Origin of the sequence: Amycolatopsis aidingensis (assembly GCF_018885265.1) — a bacterium.
In the GTDB taxonomy this organism is placed as follows: domain Bacteria; phylum Actinomycetota; class Actinomycetes; order Mycobacteriales; family Pseudonocardiaceae; genus Amycolatopsis; species Amycolatopsis aidingensis.
Genome location: NZ_CP076538.1, coordinates 4,342,279 through 4,364,021, shown reverse-complemented (window position 1 = coordinate 4,364,021; position 21,743 = coordinate 4,342,279). Strand labels below are relative to the sequence as shown.

Genomic DNA, 21,743 nt, shown 5'->3' with positions numbered 1-21,743 from the left:
TGCCGGAATCAGTGCTCGATTCCCTCCGCGGCGGCCGCCGCAGCACCGACGATACCCGCGTTGTTCTGCAACGACGCCACGATGATCTTGGTGCGCACGTCCAGCAGCGGCACCCATTTCGAGGCCTTCTTGCTCACCCCGCCGCCGACGATGATCAGATCCGGCCAGAGCAGCCCCTCCAGCACGGACAGGTACCGCTGCACCCGCTCCGCCCACTCCGGATAGGACAGCTCCTCGACGTCCTTCACCGAGGCCGCGGCCCGCTTCTCCGCGTCGTGGCCATCCACCTCGAGGTGGCCGAACTCGGTGTTCGGTACCAGTTTCCCGTCGTGGAACAGGGCGCTGCCGATGCCGGTCCCGAAGGTCAGCAGGGTGACCACACCGTTGCGGCCAGCCGGATCGCCGAACCGTATCTCGGCCATGCCGGCCGCGTCGGCGTCGTTCAGCATCGCCACGTCCTCGACGTTCCTGCCGAGCCGCTTGGCGAACAGCGCGTCGGCGTCGGTCCCGATCCAGGACGGGTCGATGTTCGCCGCCGTGCACGCACAGCCCTTCTTGATCACCGCGGGTAAGGTGACGCCGACCGGGCCGTCCCACTCGAAGTGCTCGACCACGCCGGCCACCACCTCGGCGACGGCGTCCGGCGTTGCCGGGCGTGGGGTGTCGATCCGGAGCCGGTCGCCGATGAGCTGGCCCCTTTCCAGGTCGACAAGAGCGCCCTTGATGCCGCTGCCGCCGATGTCGATGCCGAACCCGCGGGTCGCCGTCATTGGCGTGGTCCCTTCATTCTCGATTCAGAACGCCTGCACGCGAGACTTTATCCGGGTGTGGTCCCATGTCCGCGTGGGAGTTATCGAGTCGCAGCTGTCCGACGTTGCCGAACGGGTCGCCACCGAGGCCGCCGAGCTGGTCCGGGACGCGCGAGTGGCGATCCAGGACGGCACGCCACTGCGGGTCGGTACCAAGAGCACCGACACCGACGTGGTGACCGCGGTGGACCACGAGGCCGAGCGGCTCGTCCGCACCCGCCTCGCCGAGCTGCGCCCCGGGGAGCAGGTGCTCGGCGAGGAACAGGGCGGGGCCCACGGTGCGGGGGTGACCTGGGTGGTCGACCCCATCGACGGCACGGTGAACTTCGTCTACGGCTACCCGTGGTTCGCCGTGTCCCTTGCCGCGCAGGTCGACGGCGTGTCGGTGGCGGGCGCGGTGGTGGAACCGGTCAGCGGGCGGTGCTGGAAGGCGGTGCGCGGTGGCGGGGCCACCCTGGACGGCAGGCCGCTGTCGGTGTCCGCGCCGCCGCGGCTGGACCTGACGCTGGTGGGCACGGGCTTCGCCTACCGCGCCGAGCGACGCGGACGGCAGGCCGAGACGGCTGCCAAACTGCTCGGCCAGGTGCGGGACATCCGGCGCAGCGGCTCGGCGGCGCTGGACCTGTGCGCGGTGGCCGCCGGCTGGATCGACGCCTACTACGAGCACGGCCTCTCGCCGTGGGACTGGGCTGCGGGCGCGCTGATCGCGGCGGAGGCGGGTGCGGTGGTCAGCACGCCGGGCACCGACCCGGTCGCCGGTGCCGACTTCACCTGCGCGGCCGCCCCGTCCATTGCGGTGCCACTGCGGGAGGCGCTGATCGAGTGCGGCGCCGCGCGCATCTGATCCTCAGCAGTGCGCCTGGCGGGCCTCGCTGATCCGCTCCGGGGAGATGGTCGGGGCCTGCTCGCCGGTCGCCTGCTCGCCGCCGCCGGTGCTGCCGTGCCGCTCCGACCATGTGGCGAGCTCGTCCAGGATCTCCTCGGCCTGCGGAGGAGGCCGCACCCCGGTGAAGGTGGTGCCGATGGCCAGGTCGACACTCGCGTCCTTGCGACCGTCCCTGACCAGCTCGAAGCACGGGTCCACCAGGCTCAGCGTGCGCGCCGCCGCCTCGCCGTTCTCGCCGAACCGGATCTGGCCGTGGCAGACCGCCTCCCGCTTGGCGTAGGCGGGGTCGTTGGCAGGTTCGCCCACCTGGGTGAAGCCGAGCTTGCGCAGGGCCTCGGTGGTCATCGCCGCCTGGTTGCGCGCGCCGCTGGCGTTCAGCACGGTGACCGCGACCTTGTCCGGTGGTATCGGCGAGGTGCCGCCCAGCCCGCTGTGGCCGAGCGAGGTGTAGACGGTGCCCTGTGGCGGCGCGGCGGGCGGTTCGCAGCGGACGGCGTCGTCGAGGTCGTTGTTGCGCACGATCACGTTCAGCCAGACGAAGACCGAGATGACGCCGAGCAGGCCGATCACGATGAGCGCGGGCAGGGGACGATACTTGCGGTACGGCTTCGACTTCCGGCTGCCGCCATGGCCGATCCAGCCGCTCCCCGACGTCACCTGGCTAGTCCCTTCACCGATCGTGCCGTTGTCAACACCGTCGTCGCTGATCAGCCTAGGCGTTACAGTCCGGGAGGTTCAGGTCGGTATACCAATTCGTGTTACGAACCGCTCGCCGCGCCTGGTGTGGCCGCCCGACCTGCGAAAATCGGACGAAGATCGGCCACGCCGCTCCTCCTGACGGGTGATGTATCGCGATCTGCGGGTGACCTGTTTCCGGCCTGGGTAAACCATGGGCTACCCTCTGCGGGCTCCGGTGTAGATCGGGATCTTCTCGCAGGGAGATCTGGCTCACTGCGAAGCCGGGCACAAACAGGGGCGCTGGAACGTTGTCCAGCGGCACAAGGACTCACGGGCGGCTCACGGGCGCGGCCCGGGGGTCCGGACATCTGACATCAAAGCTGATCGCAGGGGTGAGGGACAATGGCGACCGACTACGACGCTCCGCGCCGCAGCGAGGCCGACGAGTTGGCCGAAGACTCGTTGGAGGAACTGAAGGCGCGGCGCAGCGAGACTCAGTCCGGCGTCGTCGACGTCGACGAGGACGCGAGTGCCGAGAACTTCGAACTGCCTGGGGCCGACCTGTCCGGATTGTCCGGTGAGGACCTCACGGTGAAGGTGGTTCCGAAGCAGGCCGACGAGTTCACCTGCTCGGTGTGCTTCCTGGTGCACCACCGCAGCCGCCTGGCCGAGGACAACGGCGGCCAGATGATCTGCCGCGACTGTGCCTGATCTGCCCGTGGCGGCCACGGCACCGGCATGGCCCACGGTGGGGGCGGCGATCGGCGGCGATCGAGGTTCGAACATGGCAACAGGGGTGGTGAGCGGCTCGCTTGCCACCCCTGTTGCCATCACCGGGTGCGGAGCAGTTCGGCCAGCGCCGCCGGCTTGCGGGTGCTGATCAGCCAGTAGGGCGTCGGGTCATCGGGATCGGTGACCGTGACCCGCAGCAGCGGGCCCACCCAGCCGCGATGCAGCACGTAGGCGGCAGGGTCCAGTTCCGGGCCGAGCGTCTTGCGCTTGCGCTCCTTACCGATCACCTCGACCTCGCCGACGAACCGGGTCGGCAGGTGGGCCTCGCCGGCCCACAGTTCGCGGGTCCCCTCCTGGCCGGTCTCGGCGACCCGCACCCTGACCCTGCCCAGCGCGAGCAGCAGCCCGGCGACCAGGGGCAGCATGACCAGGTAGGGCAGCCATCCGCGCAGGCCCGGGTAGCCCATGTGGATCTCGGCCGCGAGCAGCCCACCGCCGATCAGCGGCAGCGGCCAGCCCCACCAGGGCACGTACAGCCGTTCGCTGTACAGCACTCGTCCCTTCGCGGTCTCTCCGCTCGTCGCCGTCATCTCGCCCGCTTGTCCGTCCGTCCGTTCGTCTGTGCGTTGATCGGCCGCGCCTGTGCTCTCGCCCACGGGCTCAGGGTAGTCTCGCGGTCCGTGTCCAGCGTGCAGGTACTGCTTTCCCGAACCGATCCCGACGTCCCCGTTCCGAGCTATGCCCGGGACGGTGATGCCGGTGCCGATCTGGTGACCACCACCGACCTCGTGCTCGACCCCGGTGAGCGGGCCCTTGTCGGTACCGGCGTGGCCATCGCGCTGCCGCCCGGTTACGCCGGTTTCGTGCATCCGCGTTCCGGGCTCGCCGCGCGCGCGGGCCTCTCCGTGGTCAACACCCCGGGCACCATCGACTCCGGTTACCGGGGTGAGATCAAGGTGTGCCTGGTCAACCACGATCCGCGCGAGCCGATCAAGCTGACCCGCGGTGACCGGATCGCCCAGCTGGTGATCCAGCGGGTGGAGCGGGCCGAGTTCCTGGAGGTCGCCGAACTCGAGAGTTCCGAGCGGGGCGCGGGCGGATACGGTTCGACCGGGGGACATGCCGTACTCGGCAGCACAGTCGCCGTGGAAGGAACGGAGAGCTAGTGGGGATTTTCGGACGCAAGCGCCGGGGTGCGGACGCGCAGCCTCCGCAGGCGGGGCGGCACGCGGCGCCGGACGAGGAGGATTTCGCCGAGGACGAGTACGAGGACGAGACGGAGGAACCCGCGACGGTCACCGGCGCGGACGGGCCGTACGACCTCGCCGAGGCCCCGGAGGACGAGATCCCGCGGATCGACTTGGGCTCGGTGCGGGTGCCGGTGCCGGACGGCTCGCAGGTGCAGGTCGAGATGGACCAGGCGAGCGGGAACGTGCGCGCGGTGCACGTGGTGACCGCGCACGGCCAGGTGACCGTCAGCGGTTACGCGGCGCCGCGGTCCGGTGGCCTCTGGGCGGAGGTCAGCGCGGAGCTTGCCGAGCAGCTGCGTTCCGACGGCGCCAAGGTGGCCAGCGGTGCGGGCGAGTGGGGGACCGAGCTCTCGGCCGTGGTCGGCGAGGTGGCGCTGCGCTTCGTCGGCGTGGACGGCCCGCGCTGGATGCTGCGCGGGGTGATCGCGGGCCCGCAGTCGCAGGCGGCGCAGGCGCCGGACACCTTGCGGGACATCGTGCGGGGCACCATCGTCGCGCGCGGCGACGCGCCGATGCCGGTGCGTACCCCGTTGCCGATCCAGCTGCCGGAGGCGGTCGCGGAGCACATCGCCCAGCAGCAGTCACAGCAGTCACAGCAACAGCAGGGCTGAGTGGTTCTGGTACGGTCGTACCGTGCCAGGTCTCACCGAATGGTTCGTGTTCCTGGGCACGGCGGCGCTGTTCGCCGTCAGCCCTGGGCCGGGGATGCTGTACGTGCTGGCCAGGAGCCTGCGTGGCGGGAGAAGTGAGGGTGTGCGCTCGGTACTGGGCAACGGGATCGGGGCCTGCGTGCATGTGGTCGCCGCCGCGCTCGGCCTTTCGGCGCTGCTGGCCACCTCCGTGGTCGCCTTCACCGTGGTCAAGTTCGCGGGAGCCGCCTACCTCATCGGCCTCGGCCTGTACCTGATGTTCCAGCGGCGGCACGGGCAGCCCGCGGCCGAGGACGCCGGTGGCACGGCCCGCAGGCTGGCCCGCTCGCCGCTGTTGCAGGGCATCCTCAGCGAGGTGCTGAACCCGAAGACCGCCCTGTACTTCATGGCCCTGCTGCCGCATTTCGTGCACCCCGAGCGCGCTCCCGCGGCGCTGGTCTTCATCCTGCTCGGCCTGATCGCGGTCGCCATGGCCGTGCTCGCGGACCTGGTGGTCGCGCTGTTCGCGGGCGGGATCGGGGCCAGGCTGCGGCGCAACCCGCGCTGGTGGTCGCGGCAGCGGCTGGCCAGCGGTGCCACCATGATCGGGCTGGGTGGTTTCGTGGCCGTGGCCGAGCAGGGAACCTAACGGCTGCGGCCGCGCGCCCGCAGCCAGGCGAGCACCGTGGCGCGGCCCAGCGACTCCCGGTCCCTGCCCAGCGCTTCCAGGGTGGTCTCGCATACCGCGGCGCTGGGCAGCGCGGCCGCCCATTCCCAGGCGACGGCGGCGGGATGCACGGGATCGTCGGTGCAGGTTGCGATGCCAACCGGGACCCCGAGCAGGCGTAGCTCGGCCAGTTCGGGGGCGGGGTGCGAGGCCGCCGCGCGCAGGCCGGTGGCCAGTCCCTCGCCGTAGCGGCGCCAGGCCCGGTCCAGCTCCGCGGCGAGCCAGGCCGGCACCGCGGCGGCGGAGCGGGCCAGGGTCGCGTCCAGGCCGTCCCGGTCCACCTGCTCGGCGGAAACCAGCGCGGCCTGCCGGGCGGGAGCCGCGGCGGGCAAGCCGTTCCATGCCGGCATGGCGGCGAGTACGCCCGCGCAGCGCGCCGGTTCGCGCAGCGCCCACTCGGCCGCCAGATGCGCCCCGAGCGAGATGCCGCCGACCAGGAGGGGCTCTCTGGCCGCCTCAGCCTCGGCGTCGAGCCGGGCCAGGTACCCGCTGGTCAGCGCTTCGGCCGGGGGCGGGGGAGGGGCCAGTACCTCGAGGCCGAGCGCCCGCAGCGGGCCGGCGAAGACCGAGCGCACGAACACCTCGTCCGAACCCGTTCCCGGCAGCAGCACGGCCCGGCGCGCGGGCAGCGTCGCGGGCGTCGGGCCGGGCATAGTCGAGGTCACGTTGCGATCATGGCGGAAAGCGGTTTTTCGCGCCCGGGAAGGGTTACGCTGGTCCCTGCACGGGCCGTTTGAGTCGGGGGCCCCGGAGCACAGGAGTACCGCGTATGCCCGCCAAAGACGGCGGCTACTTCAGCCGGTTGGTTCGCAAGCTGACCAGCGACGTTCAGGATCTCGACGCAGATGACCTCTCGAAGCGTTCGGAAGCGGGAGGGGCGCAGCGTGCCTGTGACTGCCGGTCCGGCCAGGAGGTCATCGTGCTCGGCCGGTTACGCAGTGTCGAGCTGTGCCCGAACACCCAGGCCGTCACCCTGGAGGCCGAGCTTTTCGACGGCACCGACGGCGTGACGCTAGTCTGGCTCGGCAGGCGGCGGATCCCGGGCATCGAGCCTGGCCGCACCATCAAGGCGCGTGGCAGGATGGCCGACCGCGACGGCAAGAAGGTGCTGTACAACCCGTACTACGAGCTGCAGACCAGCACGTAGCGGTTCCGTGGTCCGCTGGACGGCTTTGACAACCGAGGAATGAGTGTTCGCGCATCGTGACTGAGCCCGCTGCCAACTCCGACAAGCAGCCCGAGGCCGAGGACGGCACCACGGGGAAACCGGTGGCCGAGACCGCCGAGCAGGGGGAGCGGGAACAGGATCAGGAGCAGGAGAAGCTGCCCACCATGCTGGAGCAGATGGGCGGCGTCTCCGGCCTCGTCTACTCCGCGGTCCCGGTGGTCGTGTTCGTGCTCGCCAACGCGCTGTTCGGGCTGCAGGCGGGGATCTGGAGCGCGGTGGGTGTCGCCGTCGCGATCACCGTGCTCAGGGTGGTGCGCAAGGAGCCGGTGCAACCGGCGATCTCCGGCCTGTTCGGGGTGGCGATCGCCGCGTTCATTGCCTACCGGACCGGCTCGGCCAAGGGCTTCTTCCTGTTCGGGATCTGGGCGAGCGTGATCTACGGCAGCGTGCTGCTGGTGTCGGTGCTGGTGCGCTGGCCGCTGGCCGGGGTGGTGTGGAACGCCATCAACGGGGCGGGCATGGCCTGGCGCAAGGACAAGTTCTCCCGCTACGGCTACGACATCGCGACCCTGGCGATGGTCGCCGTGTTCGCCGGCCGGTTCGTGGTGCAGCGCTGGCTGTACGACGAGAACCTCACCGGCTGGCTGGCCGTTGCCAAGATCGTGATGGGAGCCCCGCTGTGGGGGCTCGCCCTGCTGGTGGTGGTGTGGGCCGTCCGCCGTTCGGACAAGCGGCTCAAGGCGTTGCGCGAGGCCGAGGAGGCCGCGGACGCCGAAACCGAGGAGAGCCTCCGGCTCAAGTACGGCCAGACCCCGCCCCCGCAACAGGCCTGAACCGTACGGGAACGGCAAAAGCGTGCGCGTGGAGCGCAAACGCGCGCGCGTCAATGGCAAACACGACTGGTCGCCGTGTTTGCCGTCTGCGCGCATGCGTTGGCCGCTCACATCCACGCGTTGGCCGCTCACGCGCATGCGTTGGCTGTTGACTTACGGCCAGTAAGGGTCAGTAGCCGAGGGCGGCGCGGATTTCCGGCTCCACGTCGGTGCGGGCGACGAACAGCAGCTCGTCGCCGGGTTCCAGGGGTTCATCCGGCTGGGGGACGATCACCCGCTCACCACGCAGGATGGTGACCAGCGCGGCATCGCCCGGAAGGGTGACCTCGCGGACCGGGCGGCCGGCCAGGGGCGTCTCCTCGGGAAGGGTCAGCTCGACCAGGTTGGCCTGGCTCTGCCGGAAGGTCATCAGCCGCACCAGGTCACCGACGCTGACGGCCTCCTCCACCATCGCGGCCAGCATCCGCGGGGTGGACACCGCCACGTCCACCCCCCAGGCCTCGGTGAACAGCCACTCGTTGGCGGGGGTGTTCACCCTGGCGACCACCCTGCGCACCGCGAACTCCGTCTTGGCCAGCAGCGAGACCACCAGGTTCACCTTGTCGTCCCCGGTGGCCGCGATGACCACATCACACAGCTGGATCCCGGACTCTTCCAGCGTCGACACCTCGCAGGCGTCGCCGAGTACCCAGTCCGCCTGCTCCACCGTCTCCGGCATGAACTGTGTGGACTCCCGCTCGATCAGCATCACGGCATGCCCGGCGTCGATCAGCTCGGTGGCGATGGACCGCCCCACCGCGCCCGCGCCCGCAATCGCGACCCGCATCAGTCCTCCTCCGGCGCGCGCGCCGCGACGCTGGTGACATCGCTGACCGTGCCCGAGTGCGCGGCCACGTAGACCAGGTCGTCAGCCTGCAGCACGGTCTTGGACTTCGGCAGCACGCCGGTGCCGAAGCGCATGATGAACGCCACCCGCGCGCCGGTGGCGTCCTGCAGGTCACGCACGCTGCGGCCGACCCAGTTCTCGTGCAGCGGCAGCTGCAGCAGCGCCACCGTGCCGGTGGGGTCGCGCCAGGAGGTGGCCACCCCGTCCGGCAGGAGGGTGCGCAGGAAGCGGTCGGTGGTCCAGGGCACGGTCGCCACCGTCGGGATGCCCAGCCGCTCGTACACGGCCGCCCGCTTGTGGTCGTAGATGCGGGCAACCACGTGCTCAACGCCGAAGGTCTCCCTGGCCACCCTGGCCGAGATGATGTTGGAGTTGTCCCCGCTGGAGACCGCCGCGAAGGCCCCGGCCCGTTCGATCCCGGCCTCCACCAGCACCTGGCGATCGAACCCGTTGCCGGTCACCTGCAGCCCGTGGAAGTCGCTGCCGAGCCGCCGGAACGCCTGCCGGCTCTTGTCGACCACCGCCACCTCGTGGCCCAGTCTGCCCAGCGCAGCGGCCAGGGACGCGCCGACCCGGCCGCATCCCATGATCACCACGTGCACGCCGCAATCTCCTCCCGTAGGCGTTCACCCGCCGGAGAACCTACCCTCACCCGTACCGCGTCGCCGCCCCCGCCGCACTTTAGGCTTTCGCGGTGTCCAAGTTCACCACTGCGGCGAAGAGGTTGGTCCTCGGCCGGCCGTTCCGCAGCGACCGGCTTTCGCACACGCTGCTACCCAAGCGCATCGCACTGCCGGTATTCGCGTCCGACCCGATGTCCAGCGTGGCCTACGCGCCGGAGGAGATCCTCCTCATGCTGTCCGTCGCGGGGGCGTCGGCGTACGTGTTCAGCCCCTGGATCGGGCTGGTCGTGGCGCTGGTCATGGTCTCGGTGGTGGCCTCGTACCGGCAGAACGTCCGCGCCTACACCTCCGGCGGCGGGGACTACGAGGTCGCCTCGGTCAACCACGGTCCGCGCTGGGGGCTGGCCGTCGGCAGCGCGCTGCTGGTCGACTACGTGCTCACGGTCGCCGTTTCCATCGCCTCGGCTGCGGCCAACATCGGTTCCGCCGTACCGTTCGTGGCCACCCACAAGGTGGCCTTCGCGGTCGGCGCGATCCTGCTGCTGACCGCCGTCAACCTGCGCGGGGTACGCGAGTCGGGGACCGCGTTCGCCCTGCCCTCCTACGCCTTCGTGGTCGGTATCGTCGGCATGATCGGCTGGGGTGCGTTCCGGGTGTTCGTGCTCGGTGACGAGGTCCGCGCGGAGAGCGCCGACCTCGTCCTGGTGCAGGAGGACACCCACCTCGCCGGGTTCGGCCTGGTCTTCCTGATCCTGCGCGCGTTCTCCTCCGGCAGCGCGGCGCTGACCGGGGTGGAGGCGATCGCCAATGGGGTGCCCGCCTTCCGCAAGCCCAAGGGCCGCAACGCCGCCACCACCCTGCTGCTGATGGGCGTGCTGGCCATCACCATGTTCCTCGGCCTGCTGTTCCTGGCCAGGGTGACCGGGGTGGTGATGGCGGAGCATCCGGAGACCCAGCTGGTCAACGCGCCGGAAGGCTACGAGCAGAAGACCCTGGTCGCCCAGCTGGCGAACGCGGTGTTCGCCGACTTCTCCCCGGGGATCTGGTTCGTCATCTTCTTCACCGGGTTGATCCTGGTGCTGGCGGCGAACACCGCGTTCAACGGCTTCCCCGTGCTCGGCTCGATCCTGGCCCAGGACCGGCACCTGCCGCGCCAGCTGCACACCAGGGGCGACCGGCTGGCCTTCTCCAACGGCATCCTGTTCCTGGCCGGGTTCGCCATCCTGCTGGTGGTGGCCTTCGACGCCGAGGTCACCAGCCTGATCCAGCTGTACATCGTCGGTGTTTTCGTGTCCTTTGTGCTCAGCCAGAGCGGCATGATCCGGCACTGGAACCGCCTGCTGCGCACCGAGACCGACCCGGACGCCCGCCGCCGGATGCGCAAGGCGCAGGCGATCAACTCCTTCGGCCTGTTCATGACCAGCGCCGTGCTGGTCATCGTGCTGGCGACGAAGTTCCTTGCCGGGGCGTGGATCTCGATCGTGGCGATGGCCGCCGTGTACTGGCTGATGACCGCGATCCGCAGGCACTACGACCGGGTCGCCGAGGAGCTGAGCGAGGAGGAGGCCAAGCCACCGGTGCTGCCCTCGCGCAACCACGCGATCGTGCTGGTCTCCAAGCTGCACAAGCCGACGCTGCGCGCGCTGGCCTACGCCAAGGCGACCAGGCCGGACATCCTCGAGGCGGTCACCGTCAACGTGGATGACGCCGACACCAGGGCGCTGGTGGCCGAGTGGGACCGGCACGGCTTCTCCATTCCGCTCAAGGTGGTCGAGTCGCCATACCGGGAGATCACCAAGCCGGTGCTCGACTACGTCAAGCGGGTACGCGGGGACAGCCCGCGCAACGTGGTGACGGTGTTCATCCCGGAGTACGTGGTGGGACGCTGGTGGGAGCAGGTACTGCACAACCAGAGCGCGCTGCGGCTGAAGGGCAGGCTGCTTTTCCAGCCCCGGGTGATGGTGACCAGCGTGCCGTGGCAGCTGGAGTCCTCCAAGCGGCGCTCCGGGACCGGGGCGTGGGAACGGCCGATCGCGGGCGACGTCCGCCGTGGCCTGTACGGCACGCAGCGGGCGACGAATGGCTCGGACAACGGCTCGGACGAGGAGCGCAGGTGAGTGCCACGACGAGTCAGGACAGCTGGCTGGGCCGCACCCTGGAGCTGGAGGTGGGCGCCGTGGCGCACGGCGGCCACTGCGTGTCCAGGGTGGACGGCCGGGTGGTGTTCGTGCGGCACGCCCTGCCCGGTGAGCTGGTGCTGGCCGAGGTCACCGAGGACCGGCAGCGCGGGTTCTGCCGCGCCGACGCGGTACGGGTGCTGCGCGCCTCCCCGCACCGGGTGGAGCCGGTGTGCCCGCTGGCCGCTCCTGGCCTGTGTGGTGGTTGCGACTGGCAGCACGCCGAACCGCAGGCGCAGCGGGAGCTGAAGGCGCAGGTGATCGTCGAGCAGCTGCGCAGGCTGGCCGGGTTGGAGCGCAGCGTGGAGGTCGAGGCGCTGCCCGGCGGCCCGCTCGGCTGGCGCAGCCGGGTGCGGCTGGTGGCCGACGAGGAGGGCAGGGCCGGCCTGCGGGCGCACCGCAGCCACCGGGTGATCCCGCTGGCGGGCTGCCCGATCTCGGTTCCGGAGGCGATGGAGGAGGCGCTGTCCGTGCGCTGGCGGCCGGGCAGCGAGCTGGAGGTGACCGGCGACGGCGCGGGCCGCACGCACCTGCGCGAGCTGACCACCGTGCGAGGCAAGGGGAAGTCCCGGCAGGTCAAGGGCGGCGTCGCCGTGCAGCACGCCGCCGGGCGGGACTGGCGGATCGCGGCGCACGGCTTCTGGCAGGTGCACCCGGCGGCTGCCGACGCGCTGGCCACCGTGGTGGGCCGGTGGGCGGCCGCCAGCCAGGGTGCGCGGGTGTGGGATCTCTACTCCGGGGTGGGGTTGTTCGCCGCCGTGCTGGCCGAGCAGGTCGGTACCGCGGGCGGCGTGCTGGCGGTGGAGTCCAGTGCGCAGGCCGTGCGGGATGGCAGGGCCAACCTGGCCGACCTGCCGCAGGTGCGCTGGCAGGCGGGGCGGGTGGACCAGGTGCTGCGGCAGGTCGACGAGCGTCCGGAGGTCGTCGTGCTGGACCCGCCGCGTAAGGGCGCGGGTAACGCCGTGGTCGAGGCGATCGCACGGGGGCGGCCGGAGCGGGTGGTGTACGTGGCCTGCGACCCGGCTGCGCTGGCCCGTGACCTGGCCACCTTCGCCGGGCATGGTTACCACCTCGCCGGGTTGCGTGCCTTCGACGCCTTCCCGATGACCCACCACGTCGAGTGCGTCGCCCTCCTCAGCCCGGCGAAGTGATAGCGCTGACATGACACCTTGATAACGAGCCCATGACGGTTCCCTTGCCGGACCGCCCCACTGGCAACCCGCCCCGGTGCACCCGACCACGAGCGGGAAAGCCAGGAGGTTCGGATGATGAACGCGCACACCAGGCGCGGTCGTACCACCGGGGTGGCCCTCGGGGCCGTGGCAGCGCTCGCCCTCGCGTCCTGCGGCGGTGACGGTGTGCCTGCCGGAGACGAAGCCGGGGGCGAACCGCAGCGGGGCGGCACGCTGAACATCGTCGGCAAGGGCGATGTCACCAGCATGGACACCGCGTTCTCCTACTACACGCTGAACTACGTGCTCATGCGCGGTTTCACCCGGCAACTGATCACCTACCCCACCACCAACGACATCGAGGAGGCCGGGCAACTCGTCGCTGATATGGCGACCGAGGTGCCCAGCAAGGACAACGGCGGAATCAGCTCCGACGGGTCGACCTACACCTTCACCCTCAAGGAGGGTGTGCGGTGGAACACCGAGCCACCGCGCCAGGTCACCGCCGCCGATATGGAGCGCGGAATCGAACGGCTATGCAACCCGGTCAAACCGAGTGGTGCCCTTTCGTACTACACCTCCACGATCGAGGGTATGCGGCAGTACTGTGACGGCTTCTCCGAGGTCGAGGGCACCGCCGAGGCCATCGGGAACTACGTCCGGGACAACGCGATCTCCGGGATCGAGGTCGTCGACGAGCGGACGATCAGGTTCACCTTGCTGCACCCGACCCCGGACTTCCTCAACATCATGGCGGAGTACTTCGCCACGCCCGCTCCCGAGGAGTACCTCCAGTACGTGCCGAGCAGCCAGGAGTTCAACCAGAACGTGCTGTCCAACGGCCCATATCAGGTCACGAGCTACGACCCTGGCAGCGAGATCGTGCTGGAGCGGAATCCCGCCTGGGAGAAGGGCACCGACGGGGTACGCGAGGCCTATCTCGACCGGATCCACGTGCAGGAGGGCCTGAGCCAGCAGTCCGCCTTCCAGCAGGTGTCCGCTGGCACCGCCGACCTGCTCTGGGACACCCCGCCGCCGACCTCCCAGCTGCCCACCCTGTACGGCGACGACCGGCTGGAGCTGGTGGAGAACGGCCTGTTCAACAAGTACATCGTGTTCAACATGGTGAGCCCGAACGAGGACGGTGCCACCGGAAAGACCGCCGTGCGCAAGGCGATCAACTATGCGGTGAACAAGGACGCCATCATCCAGGTCTACGGCGGCCCGCAGGTCGCCAGCCCCGCCTGCCAGGTGATGCCGACCCTGTCCCGCGGCCATATCGACAACTTCGGGTGCCCGTACGGTAGCGAGGGTGGCACCGGCAACGTCCAGCGGGCGCGGCAGCTGCTCGCGGAGGCGGGCTACCCCGACGGGCTGACCCTGCGGATGAAGTACCGCAACGCGGGTAACCATCCCGAGGTCGCCCAGACGCTCAAGGACAGCCTGCAACGGGTGGGTATCACCCTGCAAACCGAGCCGGTGCCCGGCGACGACTTCTACTCCGGGTTCCTCCAGGTGCCGGACAACGCCAGGCGAGGCGCCTGGGATATCGCCGCCCCCGGCTGGATTCCCGACTGGTTCGGCCTCAATGGACGGACTTACCTACAGCCGCTGTTCTACAGCGGGGACATCGAGCGGGACAGCGAAAGCTGGGGCACCAACTACGGGTTCTACGACAGCGAGCGGGTGAACAGCCTGATCGAGGAGGCCACCTCAGCGGCGAGCGCCGAGGACGCCGTCGCCGCCTTCGAGGAGGCCCAGCGGCAGCTCATCGCCGACGCCGCGATCGTGCCGGTGATGTGGCAGAAGAACCCGCAGTTCCATTCGCGCCGAGTCGAAGGCTTCGCGGGCTTCCCGAACGCGCTGGGGGACGTCACGCATATGTGGCTGGCCGGCTAGCCGGAAGCGGAGGGAAGCGATGAGTCTGCTCGATGTGGACGACATCAACGTCTCCTTCGCCACCCCGGACGGGACGCTGCATGCCGTGCGGGACGCCTCATTCGAACTCGAGTCCGGGCAGGCCCTGGGCATTGTCGGCGAGTCCGGCTCCGGCAAGAGCGTGCTGATGCAGACCGTGCTGGGGCTCACCCGGGGTGCGCGGGTGTCCGGGCACGCCTACTTCGAGGGGCGCGACCTGCTCGCCATGGCCGAGGCCGAGCGCAGGCGGATCCGGGGCGCGCGGATCGGGATGGTCTTCCAGGATCCGCTGACCAGCCTGCACCCGCATTACCGTGCCGGCTGGCAGATCATCGAGATGATCCGCGCGCACCGGGACGTGTCGAAGCGGGACGCTCGGGCCAGGGCGATCGAGTTGCTGGACCGGGTGGGTATCCCGCAACCCGATCGCCGGGTGGACGCGTTCCCGCATGAGCTCTCCGGCGGTATGCGGCAGCGGGTGATGATCGCGATGGCGATGGCTCTGGAACCCGCCCTGCTGATCGCGGACGAGCCGACCACGGCGCTCGATGTCACCGTGCAGGCACAGATCCTGGCGTTGATGACCCGGCTGCGGGAGGAGTCCGGCAGTGCCGTGATCGTGATCACGCACGATCTCGGGGTGGTCGCCGAGATGGCCGACACGATCATGGTGATGTACGCGGGCGGGCCGGTGGAGCGTGCCGACCGGCGCACCCTGTACCAGGCGCCGCACCACCCGTATACCAGGGGACTGCTGCGTTCCCTGCCGTCCGGGGAACGGGGTACCCGGATCGACTCCATCGCCGGGCAGCCGCCCAGCCTGGTCACCGTCCCGCCGGGCTGCCCGTTTCATCCTCGGTGCCCGTTCGTGATGGACCGGTGTGTCACCGACTCGCCTGTGCTGCGCCCGGTCGAGGGCGCGGCACAGGTCCAGGACCATCGGTCGGCGTGCTGGCTGCCGGAGGACGCCGTGGGCCTCGGCACCGGGGCGGATGAGCGGCGCAGCACCGCCGCACGGGCGGCGCGCGGCCCGGTGGTGCGCGCCCAGCTGGGGAGCGCATCGTGAGCGGGCGGGAGAGCCGGGGCGAGGTGCTGCTGCGGCTGGAGGAGGTGGCCAAGCACTTCCGGGTCAAGGGAACCGGCTGGTTCGGCAGGGGCGCGAGCTACGTCCGGGCGGTCGACGGGGTCAGCCTCGAGCTGCGCCGCGGCGAAACACTGGGACTGGTCGGCGAGACCGGCTGCGGAAAGTCCACTTTGGCCCGATGCGTCGCCAGGCTGTACCAGCCGACCGCGGGCTCGATCACCTTCGACGGCCAAGACATCTCCCGGCTGTTCCGGCGCAGGATGCGCCCGCTGCGCCGGGACATCCAGATGATTTTCCAGGACCCGTACGGCTCGCTGAACCCGCGGCGCCGCGTGGGTGCGATCATCGGCGACCCGTTCACCATCCACCGCACCGACACCAGACGAGAACGCAGGCAGCGGGTACAGCAGCAGATGCAGCTGGTGGGCCTGAACCCTGAGCACTACAACCGGTTTCCGGCCGACTTCTCCGGCGGGCAGCGGCAGCGCATCGGGATCGCCCGCGCGCTCGCGCTGCGGCCGCAGCTGGTCGTCTGCGACGAACCCGTGTCGGCACTGGACGTCTCCATCCAGGCCCAGGTGATCAACCTGCTGGCCGATCTGCAGGACGAGTTCGGCCTCAGCTACCTGTTCATAGCCCACGACCTCTCGGTGGTGCAGCACGTCAGCGACCGCATCGCGGTGATGTACCTGGGCCAGGTCAGCGAGGTCGCCGCGACCGGTGAGCTGGTGGACCGGCCGCGGCATCCGTACACCAACGCGCTGCTGTCCGCGATCCCCGTGGCCGACCCGGAGCCCGTTCGGAGCCGAGAGCGGATCGTGCTTTCCGGGGACATGCCGTCCCCGATCGACCCGCCGAGCGGTTGCCGTTTCCACCCGCGTTGCCCCAAGGCGGCGCCCTACTGCGTGCAGCGGGAACCGGTGCTGGAGCCCCGGCTCGGTGATCGGCCCGAGCACGCCGCCTCCTGCCACTTCCCGGTCGCGGAGGGGGAGAACCTCGCCCGGCAGCGCCCGAGCACCGACGAGTCGCGCCGCCACGCCGGCCATCCCGGTGACCGGGCGGGCGCGGAAGGGACGGCACGAGATGGCCGAGGCTGATCAGCGAGAACCGGAGCAGGAACCGGGTCCGCGACGAGAGAGCCGCATCGCGGGCCGCAGCCCCTGGCGCCTGGGCTGGGAACGGCTCCGCCGGGACCGGGTGGCGATGGCCTCCGCGGCCGTGATCGTCCTCATCGGGCTTGCCGCCGCGTTCGCCGGGGTGGTCTCCGACCTGGTCGGGCACCCGCCCGGCGCGCAGTACCGGGACATCGGGCTGAGCCCTTCCGGGATCCCGCAACCGCCGAGCTCCACGTTCCTGTTCGGCACCGACGGCCTTGGCAGGGACGTGTTCGTGCGAGTGCTGCACGGCACCAGGATCTCGTTGCTGATCGGGGTCGCCTCCAGCGCCTCGGCCGTCCTGCTCGGCACCGCGATCGGGATCACGGCAGGCTATTTCGGCGGTGCGATCGACACCCTGCTGGCCAGGATGCTCGACGTCATCCTGTCCATGCCGTTCCTGCTGTTCGGTGTCGCGCTGGCCGCGGTGCTCGGGCCGAGCCTGTGGTTGGTCGTCGGCGTCATCGTGTTCTTCACCCTTGCCGCAGTGGGGCGCATCGTCCGTGGGCAGACCCTTTCCATCCGGGAGAAGGAGTATGTCGAAGCTGCCCGGTCACTCGGGGCCGGTGACCGGCGGATCATGTTCACCGAGATCCTGCCCAACGTGCTCGCCCCGGTGCTGGTGTACGCCAGCCTGCTGGTGCCGATCGCCATCATCTTCTCCGCCAGCCTTTCCTTCCTCGGTCTCGGCGTGCCACCCGGGACACCGGCGTGGGGAGTGATGCTGCGGCAGGCGATCGACTACTACACCGTTGCGCCGTGGTTGTTCGCCTTTCCCGGCGGGGCGCTGCTGCTCACGACCCTGGCATTCAACCTGCTCGGCGACGGTATCCGGGACGCACTCGATCCGAAGGCGCAGGGCCCGGCGTGAGGCCGGGCAGGCGAAAGGAGCTATCGCATGCTGCGCTTCCTGGTTCGCCGCACCCTGTACGGGGCCGTGGTCGTGTGGATCATCAGCGTGGTGGTGTTCGCGCTGTTCTTCATCGCCCCGCAGAACGTGGCCCGCAAGCTTGCCGGCAGACAGGCGGACATCCAGACGGTGCGGACGATCCGCGAGGATCTCGGCCTGGACCGGCCACTACTCGACCAGTACGGCGACTTCCTGTGGGGACTGCTACACGGCGACCTCGGCTACTCCTACTACAGCGACGAACCGGTCAGCGCGAAGATCATCGACGCGCTGCCGGTCACCATCTCGCTGGCCGCGGGTGCTGCCGTCATCTGGATCGTGCTCGGCGTTTCCATCGGGGTGCTGTCCGCGTTACGGCCTCGCAGCCTCGCCGACCGCGCCGCCACCACCTTCGCGCTGCTGTTCTACTCGATGCCCACCTTCCTGCTCGGGTTGCTGCTGTTGTACTTCCTCTTCTACCAACTGCACCTGGCGGGCATCGACTGGTTCCCCGCGGCGACCTACGTTCCGCTGTCGGAGGATCCGGCCCAGTGGGCCCGGCATCTGATCCTGCCGTGGATCACCCTGGCGCTGGTGCTGACCGGGACCTACATCCGGCTCACCAGGGGCTCGATGCTGGACGCGCTCGGCGAGGACTACATCCGTACCGCCAGGGCCAAGGGGATCAGCGAGAGCCGGGTCACCGTCCGGCACGCCCTCCGCAGCGGGATCACGCCGATCGTCACCCAGTTCGGTGTCGACTTCGGCACCCTGGTCGGCGGCGTGCTGATCACCGAGCAGGTGTTCGGGCTGCAGGGCCTCGGCTATCTGGCCGTCACCTCGGTGGTCCGGGGCGACCTGCCCGTCGTGATCGGGGTCGTGATGATCGCCTCGGTGTGCACCGTGGTGGCCAACATGGCGGTGGACTTCTCCTACGCCGTCCTCGACCCCCGCGTCCGTCTCTCCTGAGGGCTCAGGAGTCCTCCGCCAGCAGGTCGGCGCACTTCTCGCCGATGGCCATGGTGGTGATGCACGGGTTGACCGCGACAAGGAACGGCATGACGGATGCGTCGGCCACGCGCAGGCCGTCCACCCCGCGTACCCGCAGCCGGGCGTCCACCGGTGCCATCGGGTCGCCAGCCGGGCCCATCTTCACCGTGCACGCCGGGTGGTAGACGGTGTTGTGCGTCTTGCGGAGGTAGTCGGCGATCTCGTCATCGCTGCGCGCGTCCGCGCCGGGAGCCAGCTCCGCGCCCGCCCACTCGGCCATCGCGGGCTGGGACACGATCTCCCTGGCCAGCTTGACCCCGTGAGTCATCACCCGGATGTCGTGCGGATCGGTGAAGTAGCGCGGATCCACCTTCGGCTTGTCCCGGAAGTCCCTGGTGCTCAGCCGGACCGTGCCGGTGGAGCGGGCCCTGGTCACGTTCGGGGTGAGGCAGAAACCGTTCTCGGTGGTCGGGTAGCCGTACCGCAGGGTGTTCAGGTCGAAGGGCACCGAGCCGTAGTGGAACATCAGGTCCGGGCGGTCCAGCCCGTCCTGCGTGGTGGTGAAGATCCCGATCTCCCACCACTGGGTGGACTCGGTGGTCATCGGCTTGCGGGCCTCCCACTGCACCAGGCCCTCCGGGTGGTCCTGCAGGTTCGCGCCGACGCCGGGGGAGTCGACCAGCACCTCCACCCCGACCTCGCGCAGGTGCTCGGCCGGCCCGATACCGGACAGCATCAGCAGCTTCGGCCCGTCGATGGCGCCCGTGCTGAGCACCACCTCCTTCCGGGCGGTGATCCGCTCGCTGTGCTGCAGGTCCTCGGTCAGCACCTCGACCCCGGTGCAGCGGGTGCCGTCGAAGGTGAGCCGCTTCGCGCGCACCCCGGTGCGCACGTGCAGGTTCGGCCGGGTGCCGAGGATCGGGTGCAGATAGGACACCGAGGCTGAGGAGCGGGTGCCGTCCTCGCGCGCGTTGATCTGGAACCAGTTGGCGCCATGGGTCACGGTCCGGCCGGAGTTGAACTCGGCGCGCGGGATGCCGGCCTGGGCACAGGCCTCCAGCAGCGCGGCCCCCGCCGGGTCGCGCGGCGGCACCGAGCGGATGGTCACCGGGCCGGACCGGCCGTGGTGCTCGCCGGGGCCGTCGTTGGTCTCCAGGCGCCGGTACAGCGGGAAGATGTCCGCCGCCGACCAGCCGGGCAGGCCGAGCGAGGCCCATTCGTCCAGGTCCTCGGCCGGGGCCCAGAACGCGATGCAGGAGTTGTGCGATGAGCAGCCGCCGAGCACCTTCGCCCTGGCATGGCGCAGGAAGGAGTTCCCGGACTCCTGCGGCTCGACCAGGTAGTCCCAGTCGTACCCGGACTCCAGCAATCCCATCCAGCGGTCCAGTTCCAGGATGGCTGGATCGTCCACATCGGATGGTCCAGCCTCCAGCAGGCAGACGGTCACGTCCGGGTTCTCGGACAACCTCGCGGCCACCACCGAACCGGCCGTGCCGCCGCCCACGACGACATAGTCGAACTCGCTGCCGAACTCACTGCTCAAGACGTCGATCCTCCTCGGCCTGGTCAGGCCTGCTCGCCGGAGAACCAGTACCCGGGTGCGGGTCGCAGGTTCTGGTAGATGTGCTTCGCCTCCTGGTATTCGGCGAGGCCACTGGGGCCGAGTTCGCGCCCGAAACCGGACTGCTTGAACCCGCCCCATTCGGCCTGCGGCAGGTAGGGGTGGAAGTCGTTGATCCACACCGTGCCGTGCCGCAGCCTGCCGGCCACGCGCTGGGCGCGCCCGGCGTCGTTGGTGAACACCGCACCGGCCAGGCCGTAGTGCGTGTCGTTCGCGATGCGGACCGCCTCGTCCTCGTCGGTGAAGGTCTCCACGGTCAGCACCGGGCCGAAGGACTCCTCGACCACCGCGGTGCCACCCCGCCGCACGTTGTCCAGCACGGTTGGCAGGTAGTAGTAGCCGTCGGCCAGCCGCTCCTCCTCCGGGCGCCTGCCGCCGGTGCGCAGCACGGCGCCCTCGGCGATGGCGGCGGCCACATAGGCCTCCACCTTCTCCCGGTGCGCCGCGGAGATCAGCGGGCCGGTCTCGGCGTCGGGGTCGAAGGGCCCGCCGAGCCGGATCAGCTCGGCCCTGCGCACCACCTCGTCCACGAAGGCGTCGTGGATGCTCTCCTCGACGATCAGCCGCGCTCCAGCCGAGCACACCTGGCCGGAGTGCAGGAAGATCGCGGTGAGCGCGTAGTCGACCGCGGTCTCGAAGTCCGCGTCCGCGAACACCACGTTCGGGTTCTTCCCGCCCAGCTCCAGGGCCACCTTCTTGACCGTGGCCGCGGCGGCCGCTGCGATCCGGCGGCCGGTGACCAGCCCGCCGGTGAAGGACACCAGGTCCACGTCCGGATGCTCGGCAAGCGGGGCGCCGACCTCGGGCCCGGCGCCGAGCACCAGGTTCGCCACCCCGTCCGGCACCCCCGCGTCGGAGAGCAGGCGCATCAGCAGGATCGAGGTGTGCGGGGTCAGTTCGCTCGGCTTCAGCACGAAGGTGTTCCCCGCGGCCAGCGCGGGCGCCACCTTCCATGCCGTCTGCAGCAGCGGGAAGTTCCACGGGGTGATCAGCCCGCAGACCCCCACCGGCTCGTACACCACCCGGCTGAACGCGTCCGGGTTGCCGGTGTCCACCACCCGGCCCGCGTCCTGGCCTGCCAGCTTGCCGAAGTACCGGAAGCAGGCCGCGATGTCGTCGAGGTCGTACTCGCTCTCTACCAGCCGCTTGCCGGTGTCCAGCGACTCGGCGCGGGCGAAGCTGTCCTTGCGCCGCTGGAGCAGCTCGGCGGCGCGCAGCAGCACGTCCCCGCGTTCGGCTGCCGGGGTGGCAGGCCACGGTCCGTTGTCGAAGGCCTCGCGGGCGGCCGCGATGGCCGCCTCGGTGTCGTCGCGGCTGCCCTCGGCCACGCTCGCCACCAGCGAGCCGTTCGCGGGGCAGTGGATGTCCCGCGTCCTGCCGTTCCTGGCCGCCACCCACTGGCCACCGATAAAGAAATCCGCCATCGAACCCTCTCGCCTGATGTCCGCCGATTGGAGCAGCCGAGATCCTACGCGGTGTGGTCCGTGGCGCCTCCGCTGTAGTAATCCGGGCCACGTC

22 protein-coding genes are annotated in these 21,743 nt (G+C 70.2%); 14 read left to right on the top strand and 8 right to left on the bottom strand.

The genetic code is table 11. From position 1 onward, the window contains the following. Positions 1-8: 8 nt before the first annotated feature. Positions 9-770 carry a polyphosphate--glucose phosphotransferase gene (ppgK, locus tag KOI47_RS20035; RefSeq protein ID WP_216205672.1) on the bottom strand — a complete coding sequence of 254 codons (762 nt, stop codon included), beginning with the start codon at positions 768-770 and terminating at the stop codon, positions 9-11. Between the two features lie 73 nt (positions 771-843). On the opposite strand from ppgK, the gene KOI47_RS20030 reads away from it, so the two are divergent. After that, complete coding sequence (locus KOI47_RS20030; protein WP_232376127.1) at positions 844-1,653, top strand: inositol monophosphatase family protein; 810 nt, start codon at positions 844-846, stop codon at positions 1,651-1,653. Positions 1,654-1,656: 3 nt separating this feature from the next. On the opposite strand, the gene cei is transcribed toward KOI47_RS20030, so the two are convergent. Next, positions 1,657-2,352: an envelope integrity protein Cei gene (gene cei / locus KOI47_RS20025; RefSeq protein WP_232376126.1), complete on the bottom strand. Its 696-nt coding sequence runs from the start codon at positions 2,350-2,352 to the stop codon at positions 1,657-1,659. A 423-nt stretch (positions 2,353-2,775) separates the two neighbouring features. Between cei and KOI47_RS20020 the strand changes: the two genes are divergently transcribed. Beyond that, positions 2,776-3,084, top strand: a complete 309-nt coding sequence (locus KOI47_RS20020; RefSeq protein WP_216205669.1) for a DUF4193 domain-containing protein — start codon at positions 2,776-2,778, stop codon at positions 3,082-3,084. A gap of 119 nt (positions 3,085-3,203) precedes the next feature. On the opposite strand, the gene KOI47_RS20015 is transcribed toward KOI47_RS20020, so the two are convergent. Continuing rightward, positions 3,204-3,695 carry a DUF3093 domain-containing protein gene (locus tag KOI47_RS20015; RefSeq protein WP_216205666.1) on the bottom strand — a complete coding sequence of 164 codons (492 nt, stop codon included), beginning with the start codon at positions 3,693-3,695 and terminating at the stop codon, positions 3,204-3,206. Positions 3,696-3,785: 90 nt separating this feature from the next. Between KOI47_RS20015 and dut the strand changes: the two genes are divergently transcribed. From dut to KOI47_RS20000, 3 genes are read left to right on the top strand one after another with little or no spacing between them, the layout of a single operon-like run. Further along, entirely contained in the window at positions 3,786-4,271 is a 486-nt protein-coding gene (dut, locus tag KOI47_RS20010) for a dUTP diphosphatase (protein WP_216205663.1), read from the top strand. After that, a complete protein-coding gene (locus KOI47_RS20005) occupies positions 4,271-4,966 on the top strand; it encodes a DUF3710 domain-containing protein (RefSeq protein ID WP_216205660.1) in 696 nt (231 codons plus the stop codon). The genes dut and KOI47_RS20005 overlap by 1 nt, the downstream gene beginning before the upstream one ends. 22 nt (positions 4,967-4,988) lie before the next feature. Beyond that, positions 4,989-5,633: a LysE family translocator gene (locus KOI47_RS20000; protein WP_216205657.1), complete on the top strand. Its 645-nt coding sequence runs from the start codon at positions 4,989-4,991 to the stop codon at positions 5,631-5,633. On the opposite strand, the gene KOI47_RS19995 is transcribed toward KOI47_RS20000, so the two are convergent. After that, entirely contained in the window at positions 5,630-6,364 is a 735-nt protein-coding gene (locus KOI47_RS19995) for an alpha/beta hydrolase (RefSeq protein WP_216217415.1), read from the bottom strand. The two genes, KOI47_RS20000 and KOI47_RS19995, sit on opposite strands and share 4 nt — an antisense overlap. A 116-nt stretch (positions 6,365-6,480) precedes the next feature. Here KOI47_RS19995 and KOI47_RS19990 point away from each other — a divergent pair, with 116 nt between their 5' ends. After that, positions 6,481-6,858, top strand: coding sequence for an OB-fold nucleic acid binding domain-containing protein (locus tag KOI47_RS19990; RefSeq protein ID WP_141995933.1), 378 nt, complete (start codon positions 6,481-6,483; stop codon positions 6,856-6,858). Between the two features lie 185 nt (positions 6,859-7,043). Beyond that, complete coding sequence (locus tag KOI47_RS19985) at positions 7,044-7,712, top strand: DUF3159 domain-containing protein (RefSeq protein ID WP_216217414.1); 669 nt, start codon at positions 7,044-7,046, stop codon at positions 7,710-7,712. Between the two features lie 169 nt (positions 7,713-7,881). On the opposite strand, the gene KOI47_RS19980 is transcribed toward KOI47_RS19985, so the two are convergent. Together KOI47_RS19980 and KOI47_RS19975 are read right to left on the bottom strand one after the other, a co-directional pair. After that, entirely contained in the window at positions 7,882-8,538 is a 657-nt protein-coding gene (locus KOI47_RS19980; protein WP_216205653.1) for a potassium channel family protein, read from the bottom strand. Then, positions 8,538-9,200, bottom strand: coding sequence for a potassium channel family protein (locus KOI47_RS19975; RefSeq protein ID WP_216205649.1), 663 nt, complete (start codon positions 9,198-9,200; stop codon positions 8,538-8,540). Before KOI47_RS19975 ends, KOI47_RS19980 begins: the two co-directional genes overlap by 1 nt. 92 nt (positions 9,201-9,292) lie before the next feature. On the opposite strand from KOI47_RS19975, the gene KOI47_RS19970 reads away from it, so the two are divergent. The 7 genes from KOI47_RS19970 (at position 9,293) to KOI47_RS19940 (ending at position 18,583) form a co-directional block, all read left to right on the top strand. Beyond that, on the top strand, positions 9,293-11,338 hold the full coding sequence (locus KOI47_RS19970; protein ID WP_216205647.1) for an APC family permease: 2,046 nt from the start codon (positions 9,293-9,295) through the stop codon (positions 11,336-11,338). Continuing rightward, positions 11,335-12,549 carry a class I SAM-dependent RNA methyltransferase gene (locus tag KOI47_RS19965; protein ID WP_232376125.1) on the top strand — a complete coding sequence of 405 codons (1,215 nt, stop codon included), beginning with the start codon at positions 11,335-11,337 and terminating at the stop codon, positions 12,547-12,549. Before KOI47_RS19970 ends, KOI47_RS19965 begins: the two co-directional genes overlap by 4 nt. A 114-nt stretch (positions 12,550-12,663) precedes the next feature. Beyond that, a complete protein-coding gene (locus KOI47_RS19960; protein WP_216205644.1) occupies positions 12,664-14,469 on the top strand; it encodes an ABC transporter substrate-binding protein in 1,806 nt (601 codons plus the stop codon). A 19-nt stretch (positions 14,470-14,488) separates the two neighbouring features. Further along, the gene (locus KOI47_RS19955) at positions 14,489-15,553 is read left to right on the top strand and encodes an ABC transporter ATP-binding protein (protein ID WP_216205641.1); all 1,065 of its coding nucleotides are present in this window, start codon (positions 14,489-14,491) and stop codon (positions 15,551-15,553) included. Then, complete coding sequence (locus KOI47_RS19950) at positions 15,550-16,668, top strand: ABC transporter ATP-binding protein (RefSeq protein WP_216205636.1); 1,119 nt, start codon at positions 15,550-15,552, stop codon at positions 16,666-16,668. The genes KOI47_RS19955 and KOI47_RS19950 overlap by 4 nt, the downstream gene beginning before the upstream one ends. Then, positions 16,655-17,596 carry an ABC transporter permease gene (locus tag KOI47_RS19945; protein ID WP_216205633.1) on the top strand — a complete coding sequence of 314 codons (942 nt, stop codon included), beginning with the start codon at positions 16,655-16,657 and terminating at the stop codon, positions 17,594-17,596. Before KOI47_RS19950 ends, KOI47_RS19945 begins: the two co-directional genes overlap by 14 nt. Positions 17,597-17,623: 27 nt before the next feature. After that, positions 17,624-18,583: an ABC transporter permease gene (locus KOI47_RS19940; RefSeq protein ID WP_216205630.1), complete on the top strand. Its 960-nt coding sequence runs from the start codon at positions 17,624-17,626 to the stop codon at positions 18,581-18,583. 4 nt (positions 18,584-18,587) lie between these two features. On the opposite strand, the gene KOI47_RS19935 is transcribed toward KOI47_RS19940, so the two are convergent. Continuing rightward, entirely contained in the window at positions 18,588-20,147 is a 1,560-nt protein-coding gene (locus KOI47_RS19935) for a GMC family oxidoreductase (RefSeq protein WP_216205627.1), read from the bottom strand. 23 nt (positions 20,148-20,170) lie between these two features. Continuing rightward, positions 20,171-21,649: an aldehyde dehydrogenase family protein gene (locus KOI47_RS19930; RefSeq protein ID WP_216205625.1), complete on the bottom strand. Its 1,479-nt coding sequence runs from the start codon at positions 21,647-21,649 to the stop codon at positions 20,171-20,173. Positions 21,650-21,743 lie beyond the last annotated feature (94 nt).